The organism is Bradyrhizobium sp. USDA 4011 (assembly GCF_054063415.1).
Genome location: NZ_JBSSGG010000001.1, coordinates 6762233 through 6787636 on the forward strand (window position 1 = coordinate 6762233; position 25404 = coordinate 6787636).

Consider the following 25404-nt stretch of genomic DNA (forward strand, 5'->3'; position numbering starts at 1 on the left):
CTTGCCAACTGCGGGTGATGCATTTATAAGCAGCGCCATCGTTTCACGAACCGGGGAGATGCACATGATGTCGTTTGTTTCGCAGACCGTGCGCCCGCGTTCGTTGCTGCTGGGCGCTCTCGCGCATTAGGTCCCAGCGCTGATCGGGCATGATGCCCGATCGTCCAAACTTCCCAACACCTTACCGATTGTTTTCAGCGACGCTTGCGGCCGGATTCCGTCCGCGCGTTGCCTCAGATGGAGCCGGCCGGCGCAGCATATGCGTGGCCGGAATGTGCCATGACCTCTCCGACGACCAAGCGACCGGCCGCGATCCGGATCGTCCTGCCATTCGTGTTCCGCCACTGGCTGGAGCAGCCGCTGCGCGCCTTCGCCGTGACGGCGGGTTTCCTCGGCGCGACCGCGGCCGACCTGTTCATGCCGGTGTTTTCCGGCCATCTGGTCGACGCGCTGACCGCGGGCGCCACCGACGCCGCCGCGCGCCATGCGGCGATGCTGGCGTTCGTCGCCATCGTCGGCCTCGGTGCGCTGTCGCTGCTGCTGCGGCTGGTCGGTATCCAGACCATCGTGCCGTTCACGCTGAAGACGATGTCCGATGTCGGGCAGCAGGCCTTCATGCGGGTGCAGCGCTTCTCGACCGACTGGCACGCCAATTCGTTCGCGGGCTCCACCGTGCGCAAGATCACGCGCGGCATGTGGGCGCTCGACCTCCTGAACGACACCATCCTGATGGCGCTGTTGCCGTCGCTCGTGGTGCTGCTCGGCTCGATGATCCTGCTCGGGCTGCACTGGCCGCAGCTTGGCGCGGTGATCGCCGTGGGTTCGGTGATCTATGTCGCGATGACCATGGTGTTCCAGGTGCGCTATGTCGCGCCTGCGGCGCGCGTCTCCAATGCGTGGGACACCAAGGTCGGCGGCACGCTGGCCGACGCCTTGACCTGCAACGCGGTGGTGAAGTCGTTCGGCGCCGAGACGCGCGAGGACATGCGGCTGGACGGCGTCATCAGCCGCTGGCGCCGGCGGGTGCGGCGGACCTGGCTCCGCTACAACCACACCTCGACGGCGCAGCTCCTGGTGCTGCTGTGCTTCCGCGCTTCGGTGATCGGCGGCGCGATCCTGCTGTGGGCGGCCGGCCACGCCACGCCGGGCGACGTCACCTATGTGCTGACCAGCTACTACATCATCCACGCATATCTGCGGGATGTCGGCATGCACATCAACAACCTGCAGCGTTCGGTGAACGACATGGAGGAGCTGGTGCAGATCCATGGCGAGCCGCTCGGCATCGTCGATGCGGTCAATGCGAGGACGATCGACATCCAGGGCGGCCGCATCGTGTTCGACGACGTCACGTTCCATTATGGCGGCCATCGCTTGCCGCTCTATGACGGGCTGTCGGTCGACATCGATGCCGGCGAGCGCGTCGGCCTGGTCGGGCGCTCCGGCTCCGGCAAGACGACCTTTGTCAAGCTGGTGCAGCGGCTCTACGACGTCTCCGGCGGCAAGATCCTGATCGACGGTCAGGATATCGCCAAGGCGACGCAGCAATCGCTGCGCAGCCAGATTGCGATCGTGCAGCAGGAGCCGATCCTGTTTCACCGCACGCTGGCGGAGAACATCGCCTACGGCCGCCCGGGCGCTAGCATGGAAGCGATCGAGCAGGCGGCGCGGCTTGCCAATGCGCACGACTTCATCATGCGGCTGCCGAAGGATTACGGCACGCTGGTGGGCGAGCGCGGCGTCAAGCTGTCGGGCGGCGAGCGGCAGCGCGTGGCGCTGGCGCGCGCGTTCCTGGCGGATGCGCCGATCCTGATCCTGGACGAGGCGACCTCGAGCCTCGATTCGGAATCGGAGGCGCTGATCCAGCAGGCGATGGAGCGGCTGATGAAGGGCCGGACCTCGATCGTGATCGCACATCGGCTGTCGACCGTGCGCAGCATGGATCGCATCCTGGTGTTCGATCGCGGCGAGATCGTCGAGCAGGGCACGCATGAGGTGCTTGCCGCACGGCAGGGCGGCATCTACCGCGGCCTGTTCGAGCGGCAAGCGACCGAGTTCGGCCAGGCGGCGGCGGAGTAGGCGATGGCGCGTGGCTGATGGACCGATGTCCGTCAGCCGCGCGCTGTCGGCTATTTCGGCGCCAGCCCGTTCCACACCAGCGCCACGCCGGACAGGAACAGCAGCACCAGCACGACGTCGGAGAAATTGCGGTCGCTGAGTGCGTGATACAGCCGCGCGCCGAGCCAGGCGCCGAGCAGCGTTCCCGGAAACGCGCAGGCCACGAGCCAGATCAGTTCGGGCTTCACCAGCCCGCTCGCGATCTGGACCAGGAGCGCGGCCGCCAGGATCGTGAAGTTGAAGATCTGGAACACGCCGCGGCGCTGCTGCTTGCCCCAGCCGCGCAGGCTCGCCCACAGGATCGGAAGCGGACCGGACAATCCGGCGAGGCCGCCGAGGATGCCGCCGGCAAATCCGATCGCGCCGTCGGCCCATTTGCCGCCGAAGGCGATCGACATCGGCTTGCGCTGCAGGAACAGCAGGGTCGGGAACACCAGCAGGAACACGCCGATCGTCAGCTTGAAGACCTCGGGGTCGGCGCGGGCGATCAGCAAAATGCCGATCGGCACGCCGGCGAGGCCCGCGATGACGAACGGCCAGACCAGGCGGAAATCGATGCTCTTCCAGATCGACGGCAGCGTCGACACCTGCGCAATCACCGAGCAGACCAGCACGAGCGGCACCGCAAGCGTCGGCGGCAGCACATAGAGCCAGATGCCGAGCGCCATCAGCGCGGTGCCGAAGCCGGCAAGACCGGAGACGAAACCGCCGGCAAGCGCGCCGAAGAACAGGACCGCGTAGCTTGCCGGGTTCAGTTGCCTTCTCCTTCGTCGTCATTCCGGGGCGATGCGAAGCATCGAACCCGGAATCTCGAGATTCCGGGTCTGGTCCTTCGGCCATCCCGGAATGACGATCATGTTTTGCCGCGACGTTTACACGACGCGGCCGGCGGGTACACTTCAAAATCGCGGCTCATCAACGATAATCGAAGTGGAAGCATCCCATGACTGCGAGTGTGTCGACTGCGCGTTCGTCCAAAACCTTTCTGGTCTGTCACGGCGCCTGGTCGGCCGGATGGGCGTGGAAGAAAATGCATCCCCTGATGCAGGCCGCCGGGCACCGGCTCGTCACGCCGAGCTACACCGGGCTCGGCGAGCGCGCGCACCTCGCGCATCAAGGGCTCGACCTCGAGGCGCATATCCAGGACGTGCTCGGCGTCATCTCCTACGAAGATCTGCACGACATCGTGCTGGTCGGGCACTCCTATGGCGGCATGGTCGCGACCGGCGTCGCCGACCGGGTGCGCGAGCGCATCGCGCAGCTGATCTATATCGACGCCTTCGTACCGCGCGACGGCCAATCCCTATTCGACCTCAACGCGCCGGCCATCGAGACCATGCGCGAGCTCGCGCGCGACGGCGACGGCTGGCGCATCCCGCCGATGCCGACGCCGCCGGATACGTCTCCCGCAGATGTCGAATGGCTCACCGCGCGCCGCGTCGACATGCCGATCAAATGCTTCGAGCAGAAGCTGAAGCTGCAGCATGGCGAGACGAATTTGCCGCGCAGTTATGTCTACGCCACGCGCACCACCCAAGCCGATACGTTCGGCCAGTTCGCCAGGCGCATCAAGAATGAAGCCACCTGGCGCTATTTCGAGATCGACGCCAGCCACTCGCCGAACGTCACCGCGCCGGAGGCGCTGATGGCGTTGCTGCAGGAGATCGTGGCCTAGTGTCCGAAGTCGACGGCTTCTACTTTTCTGAGTCGCTATCCTTGAGTTGAATGCCCTCGGTCCGCAGAGCCGCGAAGAGCGCTGCGATATCGTCGGGCTCCATGCTGTTCGGGCACAGGCCGTTGAGTTGTTCGGTCGTGATCGTGCCGGTGGTCCTGGCGATATCTCGCGCCTTCGCCATGATCTTCTGAAGGTCCATCTGCGATCCTCCGCGGGGGCATTCTAGCAAATGGGATGCACGCGCGGCGGCCAAAATGGCGAAGGGCCCGGCGTGTTACGCCGAGCCCCTCATACTCCAAAAATATCAGCCGGCCTGTAAGCCGGGTTCTGTAGGGCACCATTCTTGCGAATGGTACGCGACGGCCATTCCTCTGGGACAAGGTTTGCACCTCGCCTCAAGCAACCTACCCGGACAGCGGGCCTGACATCGCCCTGCGGTGTTATCGCGCGTGCGCGAACTAACCGCGTTGCCGTCCCTATTCGGTTTTGCTCCCGGTGTGGTTTGCCATGCCGTCTCCGTTGCCGGAAACGCGGTGCGCTCTTACCGCACCTTTTCACCCTTGCTACCTCCGAGGAGGGAGCGGTTCGTTCTCTGTGGCACTTTCCCTGGGGTCGCCCCCGCCGGACGTTATCCGGCACCGCATGTCGATGGAGCCCGGACTTTCCTCCCCCGCGGCCTTTCGGCACCAGCGGGAGCGGCCGTCCGGCCGACTGACCCCCAACGGCATGGGCGTTTCCGCCCGATCCGTCAAGCGGATAACGGCGGCCAAGGCGGCCAAAATAATTTATCCTGAAGATGTCGTTTGACCTGTCGCCCGTTCGACTGGGTGTCGGCGATCCAGCCGATCAAGAGGAGAGACGAGATGCAATATTTGCTGCTGATCTACCGGAGCGACGCGCAATACGCCAACATGACCGCTGACGACCGCAAGGCCTTGACGGCGGAGTACGGCGCCTACACCCAGTCCATCATCCAGAGCGGGCACTTCAAGGCGGGCGACGGGCTGCAGCCGGTGTCGACGGCAACCACCGTGCGGGTGCGTGACGGCAAGACGCTGACCACCGATGGGCCGTTCGCGGAAACCCGCGAGCAGCTCGGCGGCTACTATCTGGTCGAGGCCAAGGATCTCGACACCGCGCTGGGCCTCGCGGCGCGGATTCCGGGCGCCAGGGATGGCTCGATCGAGGTCAGGCCGGTGATGATCTACGACAAGTGATGCTTCGGCGTTCCGGGGCGCGCGAAAGCGCGAACCCGGAGCCTCGAGATTCCGGGTTCGACGCTTCGCATCGCCCCGGAATGACGGTGGAACGCATGACCCCCAGCCAGATCGAGAAAATCTTCCGCGACGAGGCGGGCCGGGCGCTCGCAACGCTGATCCGTCTCGTCGGCGATTTCGATCTGGCCGAGGATTCCCTGCAGGATGCCTTCGCGGTCGCGCTGCAGCGCTGGCCGATCGGCGAATTCCCCGCCAATCCGCGCGCCTGGCTGGTCAATGTCGGCCGCAACAAGGCGATCGACCGCGTCCGCCGCGCGGTTTCGTTTCGCGGCAAGCAGCAGGAACTGACGCATCATTTGTTGTTGGATGCGGAGCCATCGCCGGAGCCGGCAGATGCGACGCTCGACGACGACATGCTGAGGCTGATCTTCACCTGCTGCCATCCGTCGTTTGCCGCCGAGGTCCAGGTTGCGCTGACCTTGCGCACGGTGTGCGGCCTGACCACGGCGCAGGTCGCGCGCGCGTTTCTGGTGAGCGAGGACGCGATGGCGCAGCGGCTGTTGCGCGCCAAGCAGAAGATCAAGCTCGCCGGCATTCCCTATGAGGTGCCGGAGCGCGAGGCGCTGGAGCCGCGCCTTGAGGGCGTGCTCGCGGTGATCTACCTCGTCTTCACCGAAGGTTATGCCGCGACCGCCGGCGAGGATCTGATGCGGCCCGATCTCGCGCGCGAGGCGATCCGGCTCGCGCGACTGCTCGACGGGCTGATTCCGGCGCGCGGCGAGATCAAGGGCCTGCTGGCGCTGATGCTGCTGCACGATGCGCGCCGCGCCGGCCGCCAGACCGCAGGCGGCGACATCGTGCTGCTCGAGGAGCAGGACCGTTCGTTGTGGGATTTTCAGCAGATCGCCGAAGGTTTGAGGCTGGTCGAGGAGGCGCTGCGGATGCCGGGCCGGCCGCAATCCTACGCGGTGCAGGCCGCGATCGCCGCGCTGCATGTGCGGGCACCGAGCTATGAGGATACCGACTGGCCGCAGATCGCCGGCCTCTATGAGGTGCTGCTCCGCATCAGCCCGTCACCTGTGATCGAACTCAATCATGCCGCTGCGGTGTCGATGGTCGACGGCCCGACGCGTGCGCTCGATCTGATCGACGCGCTGGACGCGCGCGGCAGCCTCAAGGGATACGACCAGCTGCCCGCGGTGCGCGCCGATCTGCTGCGCCGCCTCGGCCGCAAGGACGAGGCACGGCAGGCCTATCTTGCCGCGACCGCGGCGACGCAGCTCGAGCCGCTGCGGCGACTCTACGCGCGAAGGATCGCCGAGCTGGGCTGAGTTCACCTCATCTCGTACGTGACCTGCAACGGCACGTTTCTGACATCAGCAATCGTCAGCGTGCCGTGCGAGTTGAACGTGCTCAGTTCCCGGTCTTTGCCTTGGCGCCGCCGGTCGACTGCCCGGTCGTCGTTCCACTCGACATGCCGGTGGTGGTGCCGGGCGCCATCTTCTTCTGCGCGTGATGGACCTTGTGGGTCTTGTGCATGGTCGACGTGGTCTTGTCCTGGGTCGACATGGCACCTGCCACTGTCGGAGCGGCAACGAGGCCGATGGCGACAGCTCCCGCGATGAGTGCTTTGAACATGGACGAATCTCCGCTCAAACCGCCCCGGCTAAAAAAGACGGCACGTGGTCAAAAGTTCCATTTGCGCACGCGCATTTGGCAGGAAAAGCGGCGCTACTTCGTCTTCGTCGCGACTTGCGCCGCAGCGTCCGGTGGCAGGCTCTCGAGCAGCGCGTGCAGCGTCGCCATGGTGGAGCGGTCGGCGATCCCGTCGACGCGCTCGGGGCGGAAGTGACGCTGGAAGGCGGTGACGACCTCCATCGTCGGGCCGTCGAACTTGCCGTTGGTCGGGATATTGTAGCCGTAGCGCCGGAACGCGGCCTGCATGTTGGAGACGCTGTCGCTGATCGCGCCAAGCTGCAGCGCGTCGCCGCGCACGATCGGCGCCGGTTGCACCCAATGCCCGACGCCGGAATTGGCCAGCGAGTGCCAGGGGAACTTCTCGCCGGGATCCTTCTTGCGCCCAGGCGCCACGTCGGAATGGCCGAGCACGCGGTGCGAGACCACCTTGCGGCGAAGCATGATGCCGCGGCACAGCGCGATGACGGCCGCGATCTGCCGCAGCGGGAAGTCAGGATAGCCCCAATCGTGGCCGCGATTGACGATCTCGACGCCGATCGAACAGGAATTGATGTCGTCCTCGCCGGCCCAGGCGGAGACGCCGGCGTGCCAGGCGCGCTTGCTCTCCGGCACGCATTGCACGATGCGACCGTCCTCGAGCACGATGTAATGCGCCGAGACCTCGGTGCCGGCCGTGCAGAGCTGGGCGATCGCGCCCTCGACATCAGGCATGCCGGTGTAGTGCAGCACGATCATGTCGGGCTGCCGGTTGTTGGCGCGGTCGCCGAAGTTGACCGACGGGATCACGTCGGAGGCGATCGAGGAATCCGGCGTGAACGTCTCCACGTCGGCTACCCCCTTCGGCACGGGAAGGACGCGCTGACGCTTCGAATCAGCGTTGCCGGACGAGGACGAACCAGAAGCCATACGAATCACTCAAAACCCGAACCAGGAGAAAGCATTTTGACATATGGATAAACAAATGGGCGTTTACTATTCCTTTACCGTGTGGGCCGCGCAATCGGCCCTGCCGGTTCCAAGCTCTGCATGATGCGCTGCGCAAAATGCCCCGAGCGGGGGCCGAGGGTATCATTCGAATGCGGTTCAAGGTCGCGCGATTCCGCTAACCGATCATCAACGTTTTCTTAACGTTAAGTGCCGTTACTGAGAGGTGAAGTGCCGAACCGGTTTCGGGGGACGGCCGAGGTCCGCTGTTTGCGCGAAATCCCATGGAAAGCCTCCCAATTCCGGTCGGATATCAGGTTTTGCGGCCGAGTACGGGAGTTGGCGCTGGGATCGCGAAGCGCTTTCTTCATCGGAATGGTTGGGCAAGGCGCGAGGATTCGAGGCGCAATGGGTCGGCGCGCAGTCAGCTTGCATGCCAATTACGCGGCTCCGCCCGGGGACCGCGCATGAGCGAGCGTGCGCCGCGTCACATTTCGGTGCTGGGCCGCGAGGCGGTCGCGTATCTCGATCCGCGCGCCGGCGGCATCTATGTCGACGCGACTTTCGGTGCCGGCGGCTACAGCCGGATGATCCTCGACGTCGCCGATACGCGCGTCATCGGCATCGACCGCGATCGCACCGCGATAACCGGCGGCTTCGACCTGGTCGATGGCGCCGGCGGCCGGCTGACGCTGGTCGAGGACCGTTTCTCTGATCTCGCCGAGGTCTGCGCCGCGCAGGGAGTGGACCAGGTCGACGGCGTCGTGATGGATGTCGGCGTCTCCTCGATGCAACTCGACCAGGCCGAGCGCGGCTTCTCGTTCCGCTTGGGCGGTCCGCTCGACATGCGGATGGCACAAAGCGGCCCGACCGCGGCCGATGTGGTCGCGACCGCCTCCGAGAAACAGCTCGCCGACATCATCTATATCTTCGGCGAGGAGCGTCATTCGCGCGGTGTCGCGCGCGCCATCGTCGCCGCGCGCAAGGACGCGCCGATCACCACGACCGAGGCGCTCGCCGACATCGTCGGGAAAGTCGTGCGCGCCAAGCCGAACGAGATTCATCCGGCGACGCGGACCTTTCAGGCGCTGCGCATCTTCGTCAATGAAGAGCTCGATGAGCTGTATCGCGCGCTCGCTGCGGCCGAGCGGGTGCTGAAGCCGGGCGGGCGGCTTGCCGTGGTCTCGTTCCATTCGCTGGAAGACCGCATCGTCAAGAATTTCCTGAGCGAGCGCGGCAAGGTTTCCGGCGGCTCGCGGCATCGGCCTGAAGTGGCGCAATCCGCGCCGAGCTTTCATATCCTGACCAAGCGCCCGGTGACGCCCGGCGAGGCCGAGATATCGGCCAATCCGCGCGCCCGGTCGGCCAAGCTGCGCGCGGCCGAGCGCACTGCGGCGCCGGCGCATGCGGACGACGACCTGCCGTCGTGGCCGCGGCTGTCTGACCTGAAGCGGGGAGGCTGAGGATGCGCCTCCTCCATCTCCTCGTCATCGGCATGCTGATCTTCGCGGCATCCTACGTCTACCGCATCAAGATGGAATCGACTGCGCGCGTCGAACGCGTGCTGCAGCTCAACGCCGAGATACGCGAGCAGCGCAATGCGATCGCCACGTTGCGCGCCGAATGGGCCAAGCTCGACGCGCCGCTGCGGCTGCAGGGACTCGCCGAACGCCATCTGCCGCTGAAGCCGGTCAACGCCAACCAGTACGATTCCCTGAAGAACCTGCCGGAGCGGCCGCCGAGCTTCGCGCGGCCCGGTTCGCGCGATCCGATCGGCGCGATGATCGACACCATCGAGGCCGCCGCCGCGCCCGACAGCACGACCGGATCGATCGACAAGCCCGCGACCGACCAGCCGGCCGCCGACCAGCCCGCGCCCGCAGAAGATTCCGAGCAGGGCGGGGGAGATCAGCAATGACGGGACCTGCCATGACCGACCCGGCACCCGCCAGCAAGCCGGCCGCAAAATCCGCTGAACCCTGGCGCACGCGGCTGATCCGCACGCTGCTGTATGGAAGCAATGTCGACCGCGCCGCGAAGGCGCGCGCGCGCGTCGGTCTTGCGATCCTCGCCTTCGCCGCGGTCTATTGCGTGCTGGCCGGACGGCTGGTGCTGTTTGCCGTCGGCGCCGACAGCCATGGCGCGCGGCGTACCGCCTCGCAGGACGCGATCGCAACTGCCCGGCCCGACATCACCGACCGCAACGGCGAAATTCTCGCCACCGACGTCAAGGCGCCGAGCCTGTTCGCCGAGCCGCGCCGCCTGATCGACAAGGACGAGGCGATCGAGCTCTTGACCGCGGCCTTGCCCGACCTCGACACCAGCGAAGTGCGCGACCGTCTGTCGTCGCGCAAGGGCTTCGTCTGGCTGAAGCGCGAGATCACGCCGAAGCAGCAGCTCGACATCCATCGCCTTGGCCTTCCCGGCGTCGGCTTCCTGCGCGAGAACAAGCGCGTCTATCCGACCGGCAACGAGGTCGCCCACCTGATCGGCCTCGTCAACATCGACAACCAGGGCATCGCCGGCATGGAGAAGTGGCTGGACAATAACGGTCTGGCCGATCTGCATCGCGCGGGCTTCGCTACCGACCGGCTGCAGAAGCCGGTGGAATTGTCGGTCGATCTGCGCGTCGAGCACGCGCTGCGCGACGAACTGATCAAGGCGAAGGAGAAGTTCAAGGCCAAGGCCGCTTCCGGCCTCGTCTCCAACGTGCGCACCGGCGAGATCGTGGCGATGGTGTCGCTGCCGGATTTCGATCCGAACAATCCGAAGGAAGCGCACGATCCCGACCGCATCAACCGCCTGACCACCGGCGTCTACGAGATGGGCTCGACCTTCAAGGCATTTACGCTGGCAATGGCGCTGGATAGCGGCCGGTTCGACCTCAACTCGATGTGGGATGCGCGCGGCCCGCTGCACTACGGCAAGTTCGCGATCCATGACGATCACAACCTAGGCCGCATGATCAACATGAAGGAGGTGTTCTACTATTCCTCCAACATCGGCGCCGGGCGCATTGCGCTGGCGATGGGCGTCGACGCGCACAAGGCCTTCCTGCGCAAGATGGGGCAGCTCGAGCGGCTGCGCACCGAATTGCCGGAGAGCGCCTCGCCGATCGTGCCGAAGAAGTGGGGCGAATTGAACACCGTCACCATCTCGTTCGGTCACGGCATCGCGGTGGCGCCGCTGCAGGCGGTGATGGGCATCGACGCGCTGGTCAATGGCGGCTATCTGATCCCGCCGACCTTCCTGAAGCGCACCGAGCAGGAGGCGATGGCGCTGGCCAAGCGCGTCATCAAGCCCGAGACCTCGGACAAGATGCGCTATCTGATGCGGCTCAACGCCGAGGTCGGCACCGCGAAGAAGGCCGACGTCAAGGGCTACTATATCGGCGGCAAGACCGGTACCGCCGAAAAGGTGATCAACGGCCGCTACGCCAAGAAGCGCGTGCTGAACGCCTTCACCGCGATCCTGCCCGCCGACAATCCGAAATATCAGCTCCTGATCATGCTCGACGAGCCGCAGCCCCTGAAGGAGACCTACGGTTTCATCACCTCGGGCTGGAATGCGGTGCCGACCGGCGGCAACGTGATCGCCCGAATTGCGCCGCTTTTGGGCGTTGAACCGCGATTCGACCTGCCGCCGTCCGACCGCCTTATTCTTGCGGCATCCAGAACAACCCAGTAAGGCGTAACATCATGCGGCGCCAGGACGGCGCCGGCCAGACTGGAAGATCATGAGACTTCGCGACCTCTTCAGCGCCGATGCCACGATCGATCCGAGTGCCTCCTCTGTCGTTGTCGGAGGGCTTGCGGTCGACAGCCGTGCGGTGAAGCCGGGCGACCTGTTCTTCGCGCTGGCCGGCAGCAGGACCGACGGCGCACGCTTCGTCGATGCGGCGATTGCTGCGGGCGCGGTCGCGGTCGCCGGCGACCATCTGCCGCAAGGTCACGGCCGCATTCCGTTCGTGATCACGCCGAATCCGCGCCGCGCGCTGGCGCTCGCCGCCGCCACGTTCTATCCGCGTCAGCCCGCGACGGTCGCGGCGGTGACCGGCACCAGCGGCAAGACCTCGGTCGCGGCGTTCACGCGCCAGATCTGGCAGCGGCTCGGTCACTCCTCCGCGAGCATCGGCACCATCGGTCTCGTCTCGGACAAGCGCACGGTCTACGGCTCGCTGACGACGCCCGATCCGATCGCGCTGCATCGCCAGCTCGACGAGATCGCGGGCGATGGCGTCACCCATCTCGCCTTCGAGGCCTCCTCGCACGGCCTCGACCAGTATCGGCTGGACGGCGTGCGCATCGTAGCCGGCGGCTTCACCAATCTGTCGCGCGACCACATGGATTATCATCCCGATGTCGCGCATTACCTGAATGCAAAGCTCCGTCTGTTCCGCGATCTCGTCGTACCTGGCGGCGCTGCCGTGATCTCGGCCGATCACGACTGCTCGCGAGAGGTGATCGATGCGGCGCGGGCGCGCGGCCTGCGCATCATCACGGTTGGCCGCAATGCCGACGCCACCGATGGCATCAAGCTCGTCGAGGCCGCGATCGAAGGCTTCGCCCAGCAGCTCGCGATCGAGCATCGCGGGCGCCGGCAGGCGATCCGGCTGCCGCTGGTCGGCGAATTCCAGATCGAGAACGCGCTGGTCGCGGCGGGCCTTGCGATCGGCACCGGCAGCGCCGCCGATGACGTGTTCGGCACGCTCGAACATCTCGAAGGCGCCAAGGGCCGGCTGGAATTCGTCGGCGAGCACAATGGCGCGCCGATCTTCGTCGACTACGCCCACAAGCCCGATGCGCTCGCCAAGGCGCTGCAGGCGCTGCGGCCCTACGCAAAGCGCAGGCTGGTCGTGATCTTCGGCGCCGGCGGCGACCGCGACGCCGGCAAGCGTCCGATCATGGGCGCGATCGCTGCCGAGAACGCCGATCGGATCATCGTCACCGACGACAATCCGCGCAGCGAGAAGCCCGAGGCGATCCGCGCCGCGATCATGGCGACGGCGAAGGGCGCGCGCGAGATCGGCGACCGCGCCGCCGCGATCCGCGCCGGGATCGCCGGCCTCGAGCCGGGCGATGCGCTGGTCGTGGCCGGCAAGGGCCATGAGGTCGGGCAGATCGTCGGCAGCACGACGCTGCCGTTCAGCGATCACGAGGCGGTCGCGAATGCATTGGCCGAGGAGGGCGCATGAGCACGATGTTGTGGACCTCGGACGCAATGGCGACGGCGATGCGCGCCGTCACACAAGGCACGCTGCCCGACGGCGTCACCGGTCTTTCGATCGACAGTCGCACCATTGCGCCGGGCGATGCGTATTTCGCGATCAAGGGCGACGTCCATGACGGCCATGCCTTCGTCGAGGCGGCGCTGAAGGCCGGCGCCGGGCTCGCCGTGGTCGAGACAGCGCAACGCGACAAATTTCCGGCCGACGCGCCGCTGCTCGTCGTCGACGACGTGCTCGCCGGCCTCGTCGAGCTCGCGCATGCCTCGCGCGCGCGGCTCACCGCGCAGATCATCGCGGTGACCGGTTCGGTCGGCAAGACCTCGACCAAGGAGGCGCTGCGCCGCGTGCTGTCGGCGCAGGGCGAGACGCACGCTTCGGTGGCGTCGTTCAACAACCACTGGGGCGTGCCGCTGTCGCTGGCGCGCTGCCCGGCGAGCGCGCGCTTTGCGGTGTTCGAGATCGGCATGAACCATGCCGGCGAGATCACGCCGCTGGTCAAGATGGTGCGGCCGCATGTTGCTGTCATCACCACGATCGAGCCGGTGCATCTGGAATTCTTCGCAGGAATCGAGGCGATCGCCGACGCCAAGGCGGAGATCTTCGCTGGGCTCGAGCCCAATGGCGCGGTGGTGCTCAACCGCGACAACGGGCAATTCGCGCGGTTGCAAAAGCAGGCGAAGAAGGCCGGCATCTCGCGCATCGTCTCGTTCGGCGCCGACAAGCGCGCCGACGCGCGGCTGATCGACCTGTCGCTGCACGCGACCTGCTCGGCGGTGCATGCCGATATTCTGGACCATGACATCACCTACAAGATCGGTATGCCCGGCCGGCACATGGCGATGAACTCGCTCGCGGTGCTCGCAGGCGCCTCGCTGCTCGGCGCCGATATCGCGCGCGCGGCGCTGTCGCTGTCGCAGCTCGAGGCGCCGACCGGCCGCGGCCTTCGCCGCACCCTCGAGGTCGGCCATGGCGAGGCGACACTGATCGACGAGAGCTACAATGCCAACCCGGCCTCGATGGGCGCCGCGCTCGACGTGCTCGGCCAGGCCCCGACCGGACCGCACGGCCGCCGCATCGCCGTGCTCGGCGACATGCTCGAGCTCGGGCCGACCGGGCCCGACCTGCACCGCGGCCTCAACGAAGCCGTGACCGCCAACCGCATCGACCTCGTATATTGTTGTGGTCCGCTGATGCGGAATCTGTGGGATGCCCTTTCCCCCGGCAAGCGGGGAGGCTATGCCGAGAGCTCGGCGGCGCTCGAAGCGCAGGCGGTCGCCGCGGTCCGTGCCGGTGACGTGATCATGGTGAAGGGCTCGCTGGGATCGAAGATGAAGCTCATTGTCAGCGCGCTGGAAAAACGCTTCCCCGACAAGGCCGCGCACGAAGAAGCGGTATAGGACTCCTTGAATGTTCTACTGGTTGATCGAACTGTCCAACACCGTTCCGGGGTTTGGGGCATTCCGCAGCGCTCTGAACGTGTTCCGCTACATCACCTTCCGCACCGGCGGCGCGATGGTGACCGGCGCGCTGTTCGTATTCCTGTTCGGGCCCTGGATCATCGATCATCTGCGGCTGAGGCAGGGCAAGGGCCAGCCGATCCGCACCGATGGTCCGCAGTCGCATTTGATCTCCAAGAAGGGCACGCCCACCATGGGCGGGCTGATGATCCTGTCCGGGCTCGTGGTGTCGACGCTGCTCTGGGCCAACCCGCTCAATCCCTATGTCTGGATCGTGCTGGCGGTGACGCTCGGCTTCGGGTTCGTCGGCTTCTATGACGATTATCTGAAGGTCACAAAGCAGTCGCACAGCGGCTTCGCCGGCAAGCTGCGGCTCCTGATCGAGGCGGCGATCGGGCTCGCCGCCACTTACGCGCTGGTCCGGCTCGGGCGCGACGTATCTTCGACCTCGCTCGTGATTCCCTTCTTCAAGGACCTCGTGATCAATTTCGGCTGGTTCTTCGTGATCTTCGGCGCCTTCGTGATGGTCGGCGCCGGCAATGCGGTGAATCTCACCGACGGCCTCGACGGTCTTGCCATCGTGCCGGTCATGATCGCGGCCGCGAGCTTCGGCATGATCTCGTATCTGACCGGCAACGCGGTGTTCTCGGACTACCTGCAGATCAATTACGTCGCCGGCACCGGCGAACTGGCGGTGCTATGCGGCGCGGTGCTTGGCGCAGGTCTCGGCTTCCTCTGGTTCAACGCGCCGCCGGCCTCGATCTTCATGGGCGACACCGGCTCGCTTGCGCTCGGCGGCATGTTGGGCGCCACCGCGGTCGCGGTGAAGCACGAGATCGTGCTCGCGGTGATCGGCGGCTTGTTCGTGCTGGAGGCGGTCTCGGTCATCGTGCAGGTCACCTCGTTCAAGCTCACGGGAAAACGCGTGTTCCGGATGGCGCCGCTGCACCATCATTTCGAGCAGAAGGGCTGGACCGAGCCGCAGATCGTGATCCGGTTCTGGATCATCTCGGTGATGCTGGCGCTTGCCGGCCTCTCCACCCTCAAGCTGCGCTGAGCGTCGCCATGATCCCAGTCACCTCCTTCTCGGGCAAGACGGTCGCGGTGTTCGGGCTCGGCGGCTCCGGGCTCGCGAGCTGCCAGGCACTGAAGGCCGGCGGCGCCGAGGTGATCGCGGCCGACGACAGTGCCGACAACGTCGCCAGGGCGGCGCAGGCCGGATTCACCACCGCTGATCTGCGCACCGTGTCGTGGGCGAATTTCGCCGTGCTGATCCTCACCCCCGGCGCGCCGCTGACCCATCCGGCGCCGCACTGGAGCGTGCTGAAGGCGCGCGAGGCCGGTGTCGAGGTGATCGGCGACGTCGAGTTGTTCTGCCGCGAGCGGCGCCGTCACGCGCCGAACGCGCCGTTCGTCGCCATCACCGGCACCAACGGCAAGTCGACCACGACCGCGCTGATCGCGCATCTGATGAAGGTCGCCGGCTACGACACCCAGATGGGCGGCAATATCGGCACCGCGATCCTGTCGCTGGAGCCGCCGCGGATGGGCCGCGTCCATGTCATCGAGATGTCGTCCTACCAGATCGACCTCGCGCCGTCGCTCGATCCGTCGGTCGGCATCCTGATCAATATCAGCGAGGACCACATCGATCGCCACGGCACGCTGGCGCATTACGCCGCGGTCAAGGAGCGGCTGGTCGCCGGCGTGCAGCAGGACGGTACCGCCATCGTCGGCGTCGACGACGGCTGGTGCCGCGACATCGCCGACCGGCTCGATCGCGCCGGCACGCGCGTGGTGCGCATCTCGGTGAAGAACCCGCTACCCGACGGTCTCTATGTCGAGCACGAGACCATCGTGCGTGCATCGGGCGCGGCGCGCAGCGAGATCGCGCGGCTCGGCGGCATCGGTTCGCTGCGCGGCCTGCACAATGCGCAGAACGCCGCTTGCGCCTCGGCCTGTGCGCTGGCGATGGGGATCGCGACCGATGTCCTGCAGAACGCCTTGCGCAGTTTCCCGGGTCTGGCGCACCGCATGGAGCAGGTCGGCCGCCGCGGCAACGTGCTGTTCGTCAACGACTCCAAGGGCACCAACGCAGACGCGGCCGCGCATGCGCTGTCGTCGTTTGCCGACATCTACTGGATCGCCGGCGGCAAGCCGAAGGCCGGCGGCATCACGGGCCTCACCGAATACTTCCCGCGCATCCGCAAGGCCTATCTGATCGGCGAGGCGGCGCAAGAGTTCTCCGGCACGCTCGCCGGCCGCGTCCCGCACGAGATGTCCGGCACACTCGACGTCGCGATCGCCAGCGCCGCACGCGATGCGGACGCATCGGGGCTTAGCGAAGCCGTCGTGCTGCTGTCTCCGGCCTGCGCCTCGTTCGACCAGTACCGCAATTTCGAAATCCGCGGCACCGCCTTCCGCGACATCGTCCAGGCACTGCCCGGCGTCAAGCCGGTGGTGTGAGAGCCCCGCAGAATTGTAGCAACCATTAGCTTTTCCGATTGTGTGCGATTGAATTGCCCGATCGCCGTTGAGACTGACGCCGTGCTCGCGGCCATCAAGGCGTGGCCTGTCGAGAGTGGGGATGTGGCGGCATTTGAGCGACGGCCATCCTTGACGGCCGCTGTGCGCGACGTTCTCGTGACGGCAGGTCGGGACGAAGAAACGGTGCCCCGATCGAACAAAGAAACGCTTCAGCTTGCCGGAGCGACGACTGGCAAGTGAGCTTGCCAAGGGGTCGCTCGAGCCACCACGGTGTTGATGAAGATGAGCAGCTTCCTGGCGCAGGCGATCAGGGCACGCTTGTGGCCTTTGCCGGCGGCGATCAATCGTTTGTACAGGGCGGTGAGCTGCGGATTCCAGCGAAAGGACGCCGCCAGCGCCGCAGCATAGAGCGCCTGACGCAGACGCTTGCGTCCACCGTCGATGTGACGAGCGCCGATGTGTTCGCCGCTGTCGTCGTCATACGGCGCAAGGCCCGCAAGTGCTGCAGCCTGCTCGCGGCTGACCTGGCCGATCTCGGGCATCCGGACCAGGACGGCGACCGCAGTCGGCAGCCCGGCCCCACCGACGCTGTGGATCAGGTCGAGCCGGGCGGCGAGATCGTGCTGCTCGCGGATCGCCGCCACCAGAGCCTTGAACTCAACCCGTTCGCGCTTGGCCAGACGAGCGATGTCGTCTTTCCATAGCTTTTGGATACGCGCGTCGCGACAGCTCTCGAGCCGGTTCTTGAATCGCGCGATATCTTCTCCGATCTGATCAATCAGCGTCAGATGTCCGGCCAAGGGCGGTAATCTGGCGTCGGGTGCCGGGTGGATCTTCTTGACCGCAGCGGTGCAGGCGGCGATCAGCGCGGCATCGATCCGATCGTTCTTGGCACGCTGCCCGCGGTATTTGGCATAGGCACGCACCTGCGCCGGCTGGAACACCACGACGACAAACCGCTTGCGCCGCAGCTCGACGACGACCGGCTGCTCATAGCCACCACTCGCCTCGATCCCAACCCGCCTGACCTTGTGGCGCCCAAGCCACTCCAACAGCGTCTTGTAACCATCCGCCGTGTTCTCCACCTGCAGCTGGTCCGAGCCGTCGGCGAGCGCCACGTCGAGCTTCCGTTTGCCGATATCGATTCCGGCACAGATTGTGATACGCTTGGCCATCTTCCTCGACCCTCCCTTGTGATGCGAACCTAGAGTTCGTTCAACCATGCGGGTCCCGATGAAGTGCCGATCGCGATCTTGCTACGAACGACAGCCCTCAAGGCTTCGATGGGTATCGATCCGATCGATCAGCGGCCCAGCCCGGGCGGCCACCCGAGCTGGGCCATTCCTCTCGGAACGAGGCCAGTCTAATCCAGCGCGCTAATACAAGGATGGGTAGAGCGAAGCGAAACCCATCATTGGCGCCACGCATTCGCCTGGACGACGGCGAATGCGTGGGCTCGCAGCAGTGAGCGAGCCGCCAACCCACCTCCCTCAAAAGTTACCCAACCCGTTAACCCCTTGGAAACCATCCTGCGCCACGAATGGACGTTATCTCTGCCATCTGGGGACGCCCATGCTCGCCCGTGACCAACGCACCCCGTTCTCGGACTGGTGGTGGACCGTCGACAAGCTGCTGCTTGTCGCGATCGCCGCGTTGATGCTGGCCGGCGTCATCCTGTCGCTGGCGGCGAGCCCGCCGGTCGCGACCCGGATCGGGCTCGATCCGTTCCACTTCTTCAATCGACACGTCATGTTCCTGGTGCCGTCGCTGATCGTGCTGATCGGGGTGTCGTTCATGACGCCGCGGCAGATCCGGCGCACCGCGCTGATCGTGTTCGCGGTGTCGATCGCGCTGATCGTGCTGACGCTGCTGATCGGGCCCGAGGTCAAGGGCTCGCGGCGCTGGATCACGCTGCTCGGCGTCAACATCCAGGCCTCCGAAGCCGCCAAGCCCGCCTTCGTGATCGTCGCGGCCTGGCTGTTTGCGGAATCGACCAAGCGGCCGGAGATGCCGGCGACCTCGATGGCGCTGGTGCTGTTGATGATGCTGGTCACGCTTCTGGTGATGGAGCCCGACTTCGGCCAGACCATGCTGATCCTCACCGTATGGGGCGCCCTGTTCTTCATCGCGGGCATGCGGATGATCTGGGTGTTCGGGCTCGCCGGCGCCGCCGGCGCCGGCCTGTTCGGCGCCTACCTGCTGGTGCCGCACGTCGCCGGCCGCATCAAGCGTTTCATGAATCCCGCCTCCGGCGACACCTTCCAGGTCGACACCGCGATGGAAGCATTCTGGAACGGCGGCTGGTTTGGGCTCGGGCCGGGCGAGGGCATTGCCAAACGCAGCCTGCCGGACAGCCACACCGACTTCGTGTTCGCGGTCGCGGCCGAAGAGTTCGGCATCATCCTCTGCCTGATGCTGGTCGCGCTGTTCGGCTTCATCGTGATCCGCACGCTGACCCGCGCCTATGCCACCGAGGACATGTTCTCGCGCTTTGCGGCCTCGGGGCTCGCGATCCTGTTCGGCGTGCAGGCGACCATCAACATGGCGGTCAATCTGCAATTGATCCCGGCCAAGGGCATGACGCTGCCGTTCATCTCCTATGGCGGCTCCTCGTTCGTGTCGCTCGCCTATGGCGTCGGCATGATGCTGGCGCTGACGCGGCAGCGGCCGCGCACCGAGATCGAATCGATGGAAGGCGCCAGCGCCCGGCGCGCCTACGCATGAAGCTTCTCATCGTCATTGCGGGAAGCGCCATGGATTCGCCGAGGCTTCGGCGGACAAGTCGCTTCGCTCGCAATGACGGTATAAATTGTTGCCATGGCTGAGTCCCCCCTGATTCTGCTGGCGGCCGGTGGCACCGGCGGCCATTTGTTCCCGGCCGAAGCGCTCGCCGTGGAACTGATCAGGCGCGGCCTGCGGGTGCGGCTGGCGACCGACGGCCGCGCGCTGCGCTACTCCGGCCTGTTCGGCAGGGAGAGCATCGAGGTCGTGCCGAGCGCGACCGTGCGCAGCCGCAATCCGATCTCGCTGGCGCGGACCGTGCTGATGCTCGGCTACGGCACGCTGGTCGCCGCCAATGTGGTGCGCCGGTTGAAGCCGTCGGCCGTCGTCGGCTTCGGTGGTTACCCGACCTTGCCGCCGCTGATGGCGGCGCGGATACTCGGCGTCCCCGGCATCATTCACGATGCCAATGCGGTGCTCGGCCGCGCCAACCGTTTCCTCTCCGGCCGCGTCAACGCGATCGCGACCTCGCTGCCCGGCGTGCTCGACCGCGATCCCGCGCTCGCCGGCAAGGCCACCACCGTCGGCACGCCGATGCGGCCGGCGATCCTCGCGGCAGCCGCGGTGAAATACACCCCGCCCGAGGTGAACGGGCCGCTGCGCCTGCTGGTCGTGGGCGGCAGCCAGGGCGCGCGGGTGATGAGCGACATCGTGCCGCCGGCGATCGAGAAGCTCGATCCGGCGTTATGGCGCCGGCTGATCATCACCCAGCAGGTGCGCGAAGAAGACATGGCGCGGGTGCGGGCGGTCTATGACAGGCTCAAGATCGATGCCGAACTCGCGCCGTTCTTCCCTGACCTGCCGGCGCGGCTGGCCTCGAGCCAATTGGTGATCTCGCGTTCCGGCGCCGGAACGGTGGCCGAACTCGCCGCGATCGGCCGGCCCTCGATCCTGGTGCCGCTGCCGGGCGCGATCGATCAGGACCAGTTCGCCAATGCCGGCGTGCTGTCGCAGGCGAACGGCGCGCTGCGCATCACGCAGGGCGACTTCACGCCGGAACGGCTCGCGGCCGAAATCGCGGCCTTCGCCGCGGAGCCCGAGAGACTGACCGCGATGGCGGACGCCGCGCGCAGTGTCGGGCGGCTCGATGCCGCGGAGCGGCTGGCCGATCTGGTTGCCAAGGTGGCCGGGATTTGATGCGCCAATCCGGCAGGACGCCGGGGGAGACTTGATCATGACGGGTCTTTTGATTCACTCCGTCTCGGAATTCTCGGACCTGATCCTCGAAGCGCTGCGCCTGGCGGACGCGCAGAATATAGTCGAGATCGGTGCCGAGTATGGCGGCATGTCGGCGCTGCTCTCCGATCACTGCCGGGCCCGCGGTGGCCGGCTCACCAGTGTCGATCCGGCGCCGAAGCGCGAATTCCTCGACTGGGTCGACGCCAATCCGGATGTGCGTCACGTGGCGAAGACCAGCCTCGATGCGTTCGGCGAACTTGATGCGGCCGATGCCTGGATCGTCGACGGCGATCATAACTGGTACACAGTTTATCACGAGCTCCGCGAGATCGAGGCGATCAGCCGCCGCGCCGCCAAGCCCGTTCTGGTCTTCCTTCATGATGTCGGCTGGCCCTGTGGCCGCCGCGACGCGTACTATGCGCCTGACCAGATTCCGTCAGAGCATCGCCATACGCACAGTTATGATGCAGGCGCCACGCTGGATCGCGAAAGCCTGGTGGAAGGTCGTGGATTTCGCGGCATGGGCCAGTTCGCGTTCGCAACTCATGCCGGTGGCGTGCGCAACGGCGTGATGACAGCGATCGATGATTTCCTGGCAGAGGAACTTGCGCAGGGCAGGGAGTTCGGCTTCGCCGAGATTCCCGCGGTGTTCGGCTTAGGGGTGCTGTTCGACATGAACGCCGCCTGGAGCGGACAGCTTGCCGAGCTCGTGCTGCCTTATCACCAGAACAAGCTGCTGCGCGCACTCGAGACCAACCGCCTGCGCAATTATCTTCGCGTCATCGAGATGCAGGATGAGTTGGCGGCGCGCGCTGTGCGGCCGGGAGCGGCTTAGCCGACGGGCCGGGATGGAGAGGTCCGTGACGTCAGATCACCAGCACCCGCCGGTAGCTGACAACAGCGACATTTCCACGGCTGCGGGAGCGAAAAAGCCCTTGTCACGCATGGGAAAAGCGGGGCATCCAGTACTCAGCGCGACCGAGGTGAGGCGCGCACGGACGATGATATCAGGAACCGGATCATGAGACTGCCGCGCGAGATCGGACCCATTCACTTCGTCGGGATCGGCGGCATTGGCATGAGTGGCATCGCCGAGGTGCTGATCAATCTCGGCTACACCGTGCAGGGCTCCGATGCGTCGGACAATTACAACCTCGACCGGCTGAGAAAGAAGGGCGCCAAGATCTCGGTCGGCCACGCCGCCGAGAACGTCGATGGCGCCGACGTCGTCGTGGTCTCGACCGCGATTAAGCGCGACAATCCCGAGCTGATGGCAGCGCGCGCGCAGCGCATTCCGGTGGTGCGGCGCGCCGAGATGCTGGCGGAATTGATGCGGCTGAAGAGCTGCGTCGCGATCGCCGGCACCCATGGCAAGACGACGACGACGACGATGGTGGCGACCTTGCTCGATGCCGGCGGGCTCGATCCGACCGTGATCAATGGCGGCATCATCAATGCCTATGGCTCCAACGCGCGGCTCGGGGCCGGCGACTGGATGGTGGTCGAGGCCGACGAGAGCGACGGCACCTTCCTGAAGCTGCCGTCCGATGTCGTCATCGTCACCAACATCGATCCCGAGCATCTCGATCACTTCAAGACCTTCGAGGCGATCCAGGACGCATTCCGCAATTTCGTCGAGAACGTTCCGTTCTACGGCTTTGCCGTGATGTGCACCGATCACCCGGTGGTGCAAACCCTGGTCGGCAAGATCGAGGACCGCCGCATCGTCACCTACGGGCAGAATCCGCAGGCCGACGCGCAGCTGCTGGATCTGACGCCGATGGGCGGCGGCTCGAAATTCAAGGTCGCGATCCGCGATCGCAAGTCGGGCGCGACGCACGAGATCGCGGATATCGTGCTGCCGATGCCGGGACGTCACAATGCGTCGAATGCGACGGCGGCGATCGCGGTCGCGCATCAGCTCGGCGTGTCCGGTGACGTGATCCGCCAGGCCATGGCCGGCTTCGGTGGCGTCAAGCGGCGCTTCACCAAGACCGGCGAGACGAACGGCATCACCGTGATCGACGATTACGGTCATCATCCGGTCGAGATCGCGGCCGTGCTGAAGGCGGCGCGGGAATCCACCAACGGCAAGATCGTCGCCGTGGTCCAGCCGCATCGCTACACCCGCCTGCAATCCTTGTTCGAAGAGTTCTGCACCTGCTTCAACGATGCCGATGCAGTCGTGGTCGCCGAGGTCTATCCGGCCGGCGAAGCACCGATCGCAGGCATCGACCGCGACCATTTCGCCGCCGGCCTGCGCGCCCACGGCCATCGCAACGTCGTTCCGCTGCCGAACGCCGGCGAGCTGGCGAAGATCGTTCACGGCATTGCCAAGTCCGGCGACCTCGTCGTCTGCCTCGGCGCCGGCAACATCACGCAATGGGCCTACGCACTGCCCGGCGAATTGAAGGCGCTGGGGTGATGATGTTCGTCGCTGATCACGAGCACCGCCCGTGCGGCTCACCCCTCTCCCTAACCCTCCCCCGCAAGGGGGGAGGGAACCCTTCCGCCGGTGCCTGCCTGGCTCGTGTAACGGGTGAGAGTGCGGCCCTGACGTTAGGTGAGGTGAGCACGCTCATCCGGCTCCCTCCCCCCTTGCGGGGGAGGGTTGGGGAGAGGGGTAAGTCCCAGGCGCTGAAGGCAGATGCAATGCAACGCGATCTCAATCCAGCTCGTGAGCCGGTTGTCGTAGCATGACCTTCCCGGACATCACGCCCGACTTGAAAGCCGCGATGCCGGAGCTGCGCGGGCGGCTGCTGGCGAACCAGCGGCTTGCCGAGCTGACCTGGTTTCGCGTTGGCGGCCCGGCGCAGGTGCTGTTCACGCCGGCCGATGAGGATGATCTCGCTTATTTCCTGAAGCGGTTGCCGCAGGAATCGCCGGTCTATGTCGTCGGCGTCGGCTCCAATCTGATCGTGCGCGACGGCGGCATCCCCGGGGTTGTGATCCGGCTGGCGCCACGAGCGTTCGGCGAGACCAGCGCGGCTGGTGATGTCGTCACCGCCGGCGCCGCGGCGCTCGACAAGCGCGTCGCCGAGACGGCGGCAGCGGCAAACATAGGCGGCATGGAATTCTTCTTCGGTATTCCCGGCACGGTCGGCGGCGCACTGCGCATGAACGCCGGCGCCAATGGCGGCGAGACCAAGGACGTGCTGGTGGAGGCCACCGGCATCGGCCGCGACGGCACGAAGCATACCTTCAGCAATGCCGACATGAAGTTCGTCTATCGCAACTCTGGCGTCGATCCGTCGATCGTCTTCACCTCGGCGCGCTTTCGCGGCAGGATCACCGATGCGGACGCGATCCGCGCCCGCATGAACGAGGTGCAGGCCCATCGCGAGACCGCGCAGCCGATCCGCGAGAAGACCGGCGGCTCGACCTTCAAGAATCCGCCCGGCAACAGCGCCTGGAAGCTGATCGACGCCGCCGGCTGCCGCGGCCTCAAGGTCGGCGGCGCGCAGGTGTCGGAGATGCACTGCAATTTCCTGATCAACACCGGCAACGCCACCGGGCATGACATCGAGACCCTCGGCGAGACAGTGCGCGAACGGGTCAAGCAAACCAGCGGAATTGAGCTGCACTGGGAAATCAAGCGGATCGGGAAAAGCTGATGCAGGTGACCATTCTGTTCGGCGGCACCAACAAGGAGCGGCTGGTCTCGGTGGCGAGCGCGCAGGCGCTGCACCGCGCACTGCCCGACGCTGACCTCTGGTTCTGGGACGTTGACGACACCGTGCATGCGGTGACGTCCGAACAACTGCTCGGCCACACGCGGCCCTTCGAGGTCGACTTCAAGCCCGATGGTCGGGGCATCGCGCTCGACCAGGCACTCGACAAAGCAAGCGCCGAGCAGCGCGTGCTGGTGCTCGGCTTGCACGGTGGCCGCGCCGAGAACGGCGAATTGCAGGCGATGTGCGAGATGCGCGGCGTCGCATTCACCGGCTCCGGCTCGGCGTCGTCGCATTTGGCGTTCGACAAGCCATCGGCGAAGCGCTTCGCCGCGATCGCTGGCCTCAACGCGCCGCAGGGCATATCGGTCGCACAGCTCGATGAGGCGTTCGCCCAGCACGGCAGGCTGATCGCAAAGCCCGCCAAGGACGGATCGAGCTACGGGCTGATCTTCGTCAACGCACAGCAGGACCTCGTCGCGGTCCGCAATGCCGCGAGGCATGAAGACTATCTGATCGAGCCGTTCGTGTCGGGCGTGGAGGCGACCTGCGGCGTGCTCGAGCAATCTGACGGCACGGTGTTCGCGTTGCCGCCGATCGAGATCGTGCCGGCGGAGGGGGGCTTCGACTACACAGCCAAATACCTTTTGAAGTCGACCCAGGAGATCTGCCCCGGCCGCTTCGCGCCCGAGGTCAGCGCCGCGATCATGGACCATGCGCTGCGGGCGCACCGCGCATTGTCCTGCACCGGATATTCGCGTAGCGATTTCATCGTGTCGGCCAATGGCCCGGTCTATCTCGAGACCAACACGCTGCCCGGCCTCACTGCGGCATCACTTTACCCTAAGGCCTTGAAAGCACAGGGCATCGCCTTTGCCGACTTCCTGCGTGACCAGATCGCGCTCGGCCGCCGCCGCGCCACGAGTTAAGGCCAACCGGGGCGGGAACCCGCCCGACTCGGCCGGATGGA

General features: G+C 66.0%; 22 protein-coding genes and 1 other RNA gene. 17 read left to right on the forward strand and 6 right to left on the reverse strand.

The window, feature by feature from the left end:
• The first annotated feature begins 279 nt into the window (after positions 1–279).
• Entirely contained in the window at positions 280–2079 is a 1800-nt protein-coding gene (locus tag ACVW1C_RS31855) for an ABC transporter ATP-binding protein (RefSeq protein ID WP_456761651.1), read from the forward strand.
• Positions 2080–2129: 50 nt separating this feature from the next.
• On the opposite strand, the gene ACVW1C_RS31860 is transcribed toward ACVW1C_RS31855, so the two are convergent.
• Entirely contained in the window at positions 2130–2873 is a 744-nt protein-coding gene (locus tag ACVW1C_RS31860) for a sulfite exporter TauE/SafE family protein (protein WP_456763229.1), read from the reverse strand.
• Between the two features lie 188 nt (positions 2874–3061).
• Here ACVW1C_RS31860 and ACVW1C_RS31865 point away from each other — a divergent pair, with 188 nt between their 5' ends.
• Positions 3062–3793, forward strand: a complete 732-nt coding sequence (locus ACVW1C_RS31865) for an alpha/beta fold hydrolase (RefSeq protein WP_456761652.1) — start codon at positions 3062–3064, stop codon at positions 3791–3793.
• 19 nt (positions 3794–3812) lie between these two features.
• Here the strand turns inward: ACVW1C_RS31865 and ACVW1C_RS31870 are convergent, their stop codons facing one another.
• Together ACVW1C_RS31870 and rnpB are read right to left on the reverse strand one after the other, a co-directional pair.
• Complete coding sequence (locus ACVW1C_RS31870) at positions 3813–3992, reverse strand: hypothetical protein (protein ID WP_176529816.1); 180 nt, start codon at positions 3990–3992, stop codon at positions 3813–3815.
• Between the two features lie 101 nt (positions 3993–4093).
• Positions 4094–4508: RNase P RNA component class A (rnpB, locus tag ACVW1C_RS31875), an RNA gene on the reverse strand.
• 148 nt (positions 4509–4656) lie between these two features.
• Between rnpB and ACVW1C_RS31880 the strand changes: the two genes are divergently transcribed.
• Both ACVW1C_RS31880 and ACVW1C_RS31885 read left to right on the forward strand, forming a co-directional pair.
• Positions 4657–5010 (forward strand): YciI family protein, encoded by a 354-nt coding sequence (locus tag ACVW1C_RS31880; RefSeq protein ID WP_456761653.1) that lies wholly within the window; start codon positions 4657–4659, stop codon positions 5008–5010.
• A 95-nt stretch (positions 5011–5105) separates the two neighbouring features.
• Complete coding sequence (locus ACVW1C_RS31885) at positions 5106–6341, forward strand: RNA polymerase sigma factor (RefSeq protein WP_456761654.1); 1236 nt, start codon at positions 5106–5108, stop codon at positions 6339–6341.
• A gap of 82 nt (positions 6342–6423) precedes the next feature.
• Here ACVW1C_RS31885 and ACVW1C_RS31890 read toward each other — a convergent pair whose 3' ends face one another.
• Both ACVW1C_RS31890 and ACVW1C_RS31895 read right to left on the reverse strand, forming a co-directional pair.
• On the reverse strand, positions 6424–6648 hold the full coding sequence (locus ACVW1C_RS31890) for a hypothetical protein (RefSeq protein WP_456761655.1): 225 nt from the start codon (positions 6646–6648) through the stop codon (positions 6424–6426).
• A 93-nt stretch (positions 6649–6741) separates the two neighbouring features.
• Positions 6742–7614, reverse strand: a complete 873-nt coding sequence (locus ACVW1C_RS31895) for an N-acetylmuramoyl-L-alanine amidase (RefSeq protein ID WP_456761656.1) — start codon at positions 7612–7614, stop codon at positions 6742–6744.
• Between the two features lie 485 nt (positions 7615–8099).
• Here ACVW1C_RS31895 and rsmH point away from each other — a divergent pair, with 485 nt between their 5' ends.
• The 7 genes from rsmH to murD are packed head-to-tail and all read left to right on the forward strand — an operon-like array spanning position 8100 to position 16782.
• Positions 8100–9095, forward strand: a complete 996-nt coding sequence (gene rsmH / locus ACVW1C_RS31900) for a 16S rRNA (cytosine(1402)-N(4))-methyltransferase RsmH (RefSeq protein WP_456761657.1) — start codon at positions 8100–8102, stop codon at positions 9093–9095.
• A 2-nt stretch (positions 9096–9097) separates the two neighbouring features.
• A complete protein-coding gene (ftsL, locus tag ACVW1C_RS31905; RefSeq protein WP_456761658.1) occupies positions 9098–9550 on the forward strand; it encodes a cell division protein FtsL in 453 nt (150 codons plus the stop codon).
• Positions 9547–11319 (forward strand): peptidoglycan D,D-transpeptidase FtsI family protein, encoded by a 1773-nt coding sequence (locus ACVW1C_RS31910; protein ID WP_456761659.1) that lies wholly within the window; start codon positions 9547–9549, stop codon positions 11317–11319. The genes ftsL and ACVW1C_RS31910 overlap by 4 nt, the downstream gene beginning before the upstream one ends.
• Positions 11320–11368: 49 nt before the next feature.
• Positions 11369–12826 (forward strand): UDP-N-acetylmuramoyl-L-alanyl-D-glutamate--2,6-diaminopimelate ligase, encoded by a 1458-nt coding sequence (locus tag ACVW1C_RS31915; protein ID WP_456761660.1) that lies wholly within the window; start codon positions 11369–11371, stop codon positions 12824–12826.
• A complete protein-coding gene (locus ACVW1C_RS31920; RefSeq protein ID WP_456761661.1) occupies positions 12823–14256 on the forward strand; it encodes a UDP-N-acetylmuramoylalanyl-D-glutamyl-2,6-diaminopimelate--D-alanyl-D-alanine ligase in 1434 nt (477 codons plus the stop codon). The genes ACVW1C_RS31915 and ACVW1C_RS31920 overlap by 4 nt, the downstream gene beginning before the upstream one ends.
• Before the next feature lie 10 nt (positions 14257–14266).
• A complete protein-coding gene (mraY, locus tag ACVW1C_RS31925) occupies positions 14267–15373 on the forward strand; it encodes a phospho-N-acetylmuramoyl-pentapeptide-transferase (protein ID WP_016846578.1) in 1107 nt (368 codons plus the stop codon).
• A gap of 8 nt (positions 15374–15381) precedes the next feature.
• A complete protein-coding gene (murD, locus tag ACVW1C_RS31930; RefSeq protein ID WP_456761662.1) occupies positions 15382–16782 on the forward strand; it encodes a UDP-N-acetylmuramoyl-L-alanine--D-glutamate ligase in 1401 nt (466 codons plus the stop codon).
• 230 nt (positions 16783–17012) lie between these two features.
• On the opposite strand, the gene ACVW1C_RS31935 is transcribed toward murD, so the two are convergent.
• Positions 17013–18026: an IS110 family RNA-guided transposase gene (locus ACVW1C_RS31935; protein ID WP_456761663.1), complete on the reverse strand. Its 1014-nt coding sequence runs from the start codon at positions 18024–18026 to the stop codon at positions 17013–17015.
• A gap of 349 nt (positions 18027–18375) precedes the next feature.
• On the opposite strand from ACVW1C_RS31935, the gene ftsW reads away from it, so the two are divergent.
• The 6 genes from ftsW (at position 18376) to ACVW1C_RS31965 (ending at position 25363) form a co-directional block, all read left to right on the forward strand.
• Positions 18376–19527: a putative lipid II flippase FtsW gene (gene ftsW / locus ACVW1C_RS31940; RefSeq protein WP_456761664.1), complete on the forward strand. Its 1152-nt coding sequence runs from the start codon at positions 18376–18378 to the stop codon at positions 19525–19527.
• Positions 19528–19620: 93 nt separating this feature from the next.
• Positions 19621–20721 (forward strand): undecaprenyldiphospho-muramoylpentapeptide beta-N-acetylglucosaminyltransferase, encoded by a 1101-nt coding sequence (gene murG, locus ACVW1C_RS31945; protein ID WP_456761665.1) that lies wholly within the window; start codon positions 19621–19623, stop codon positions 20719–20721.
• A gap of 37 nt (positions 20722–20758) precedes the next feature.
• Positions 20759–21598 carry a class I SAM-dependent methyltransferase gene (locus ACVW1C_RS31950; protein WP_456761666.1) on the forward strand — a complete coding sequence of 280 codons (840 nt, stop codon included), beginning with the start codon at positions 20759–20761 and terminating at the stop codon, positions 21596–21598.
• A gap of 186 nt (positions 21599–21784) precedes the next feature.
• The gene (gene murC / locus ACVW1C_RS31955) at positions 21785–23188 is read left to right on the forward strand and encodes a UDP-N-acetylmuramate--L-alanine ligase (protein WP_456761667.1); all 1404 of its coding nucleotides are present in this window, start codon (positions 21785–21787) and stop codon (positions 23186–23188) included.
• Positions 23189–23459: 271 nt separating this feature from the next.
• Complete coding sequence (gene murB / locus ACVW1C_RS31960) at positions 23460–24377, forward strand: UDP-N-acetylmuramate dehydrogenase (RefSeq protein WP_456761668.1); 918 nt, start codon at positions 23460–23462, stop codon at positions 24375–24377.
• Positions 24377–25363, forward strand: a complete 987-nt coding sequence (locus tag ACVW1C_RS31965; RefSeq protein WP_456761669.1) for a D-alanine--D-alanine ligase family protein — start codon at positions 24377–24379, stop codon at positions 25361–25363. The genes murB and ACVW1C_RS31965 overlap by 1 nt, the downstream gene beginning before the upstream one ends.
• Positions 25364–25404 lie beyond the last annotated feature (41 nt).

What these genes read in the sequence shown, in the direction of transcription:
- mraY (WP_016846578.1), top strand. Translation starts at nt 14,267, where the DNA reads ATGTTCTACTGGTTGATCGAACTGTCCAACACCGTTCCGGGGTTTGGG.
- ACVW1C_RS31890 (WP_456761655.1), bottom strand. Translation starts at nt 6,648, where the DNA reads ATGTTCAAAGCACTCATCGCGGGAGCTGTCGCCATCGGCCTCGTTGCC.
- ACVW1C_RS31870 (WP_176529816.1), bottom strand. Translation starts at nt 3,992, where the DNA reads ATGGACCTTCAGAAGATCATGGCGAAGGCGCGAGATATCGCCAGGACC.
- ftsW (WP_456761664.1), top strand. Translation starts at nt 18,376, where the DNA reads ATGCTCGCCCGTGACCAACGCACCCCGTTCTCGGACTGGTGGTGGACC.
- rsmH (WP_456761657.1), top strand. Translation starts at nt 8,100, where the DNA reads ATGAGCGAGCGTGCGCCGCGTCACATTTCGGTGCTGGGCCGCGAGGCG.
- ACVW1C_RS31915 (WP_456761660.1), top strand. Translation starts at nt 11,369, where the DNA reads ATGAGACTTCGCGACCTCTTCAGCGCCGATGCCACGATCGATCCGAGT.
- ACVW1C_RS31935 (WP_456761663.1), bottom strand. Translation starts at nt 18,026, where the DNA reads ATGGTTGAACGAACTCTAGGTTCGCATCACAAGGGAGGGTCGAGGAAG.
- murB (WP_456761668.1), top strand. Translation starts at nt 23,460, where the DNA reads ATGACCTTCCCGGACATCACGCCCGACTTGAAAGCCGCGATGCCGGAG.
- ACVW1C_RS31855 (WP_456761651.1), top strand. Translation starts at nt 280, where the DNA reads ATGACCTCTCCGACGACCAAGCGACCGGCCGCGATCCGGATCGTCCTG.
- murD (WP_456761662.1), top strand. Translation starts at nt 15,382, where the DNA reads ATGATCCCAGTCACCTCCTTCTCGGGCAAGACGGTCGCGGTGTTCGGG.
- ACVW1C_RS31950 (WP_456761666.1), top strand. Translation starts at nt 20,759, where the DNA reads ATGACGGGTCTTTTGATTCACTCCGTCTCGGAATTCTCGGACCTGATC.
- murG (WP_456761665.1), top strand. Translation starts at nt 19,621, where the DNA reads ATGGCTGAGTCCCCCCTGATTCTGCTGGCGGCCGGTGGCACCGGCGGC.
- ftsL (WP_456761658.1), top strand. Translation starts at nt 9,098, where the DNA reads ATGCGCCTCCTCCATCTCCTCGTCATCGGCATGCTGATCTTCGCGGCA.
- ACVW1C_RS31885 (WP_456761654.1), top strand. Translation starts at nt 5,106, where the DNA reads ATGACCCCCAGCCAGATCGAGAAAATCTTCCGCGACGAGGCGGGCCGG.
- ACVW1C_RS31910 (WP_456761659.1), top strand. Translation starts at nt 9,547, where the DNA reads ATGACGGGACCTGCCATGACCGACCCGGCACCCGCCAGCAAGCCGGCC.
- ACVW1C_RS31895 (WP_456761656.1), bottom strand. Translation starts at nt 7,614, where the DNA reads ATGGCTTCTGGTTCGTCCTCGTCCGGCAACGCTGATTCGAAGCGTCAG.
- ACVW1C_RS31880 (WP_456761653.1), top strand. Translation starts at nt 4,657, where the DNA reads ATGCAATATTTGCTGCTGATCTACCGGAGCGACGCGCAATACGCCAAC.
- murC (WP_456761667.1), top strand. Translation starts at nt 21,785, where the DNA reads ATGAGACTGCCGCGCGAGATCGGACCCATTCACTTCGTCGGGATCGGC.
- ACVW1C_RS31965 (WP_456761669.1), top strand. Translation starts at nt 24,377, where the DNA reads ATGCAGGTGACCATTCTGTTCGGCGGCACCAACAAGGAGCGGCTGGTC.
- ACVW1C_RS31920 (WP_456761661.1), top strand. Translation starts at nt 12,823, where the DNA reads ATGAGCACGATGTTGTGGACCTCGGACGCAATGGCGACGGCGATGCGC.
- ACVW1C_RS31865 (WP_456761652.1), top strand. Translation starts at nt 3,062, where the DNA reads ATGACTGCGAGTGTGTCGACTGCGCGTTCGTCCAAAACCTTTCTGGTC.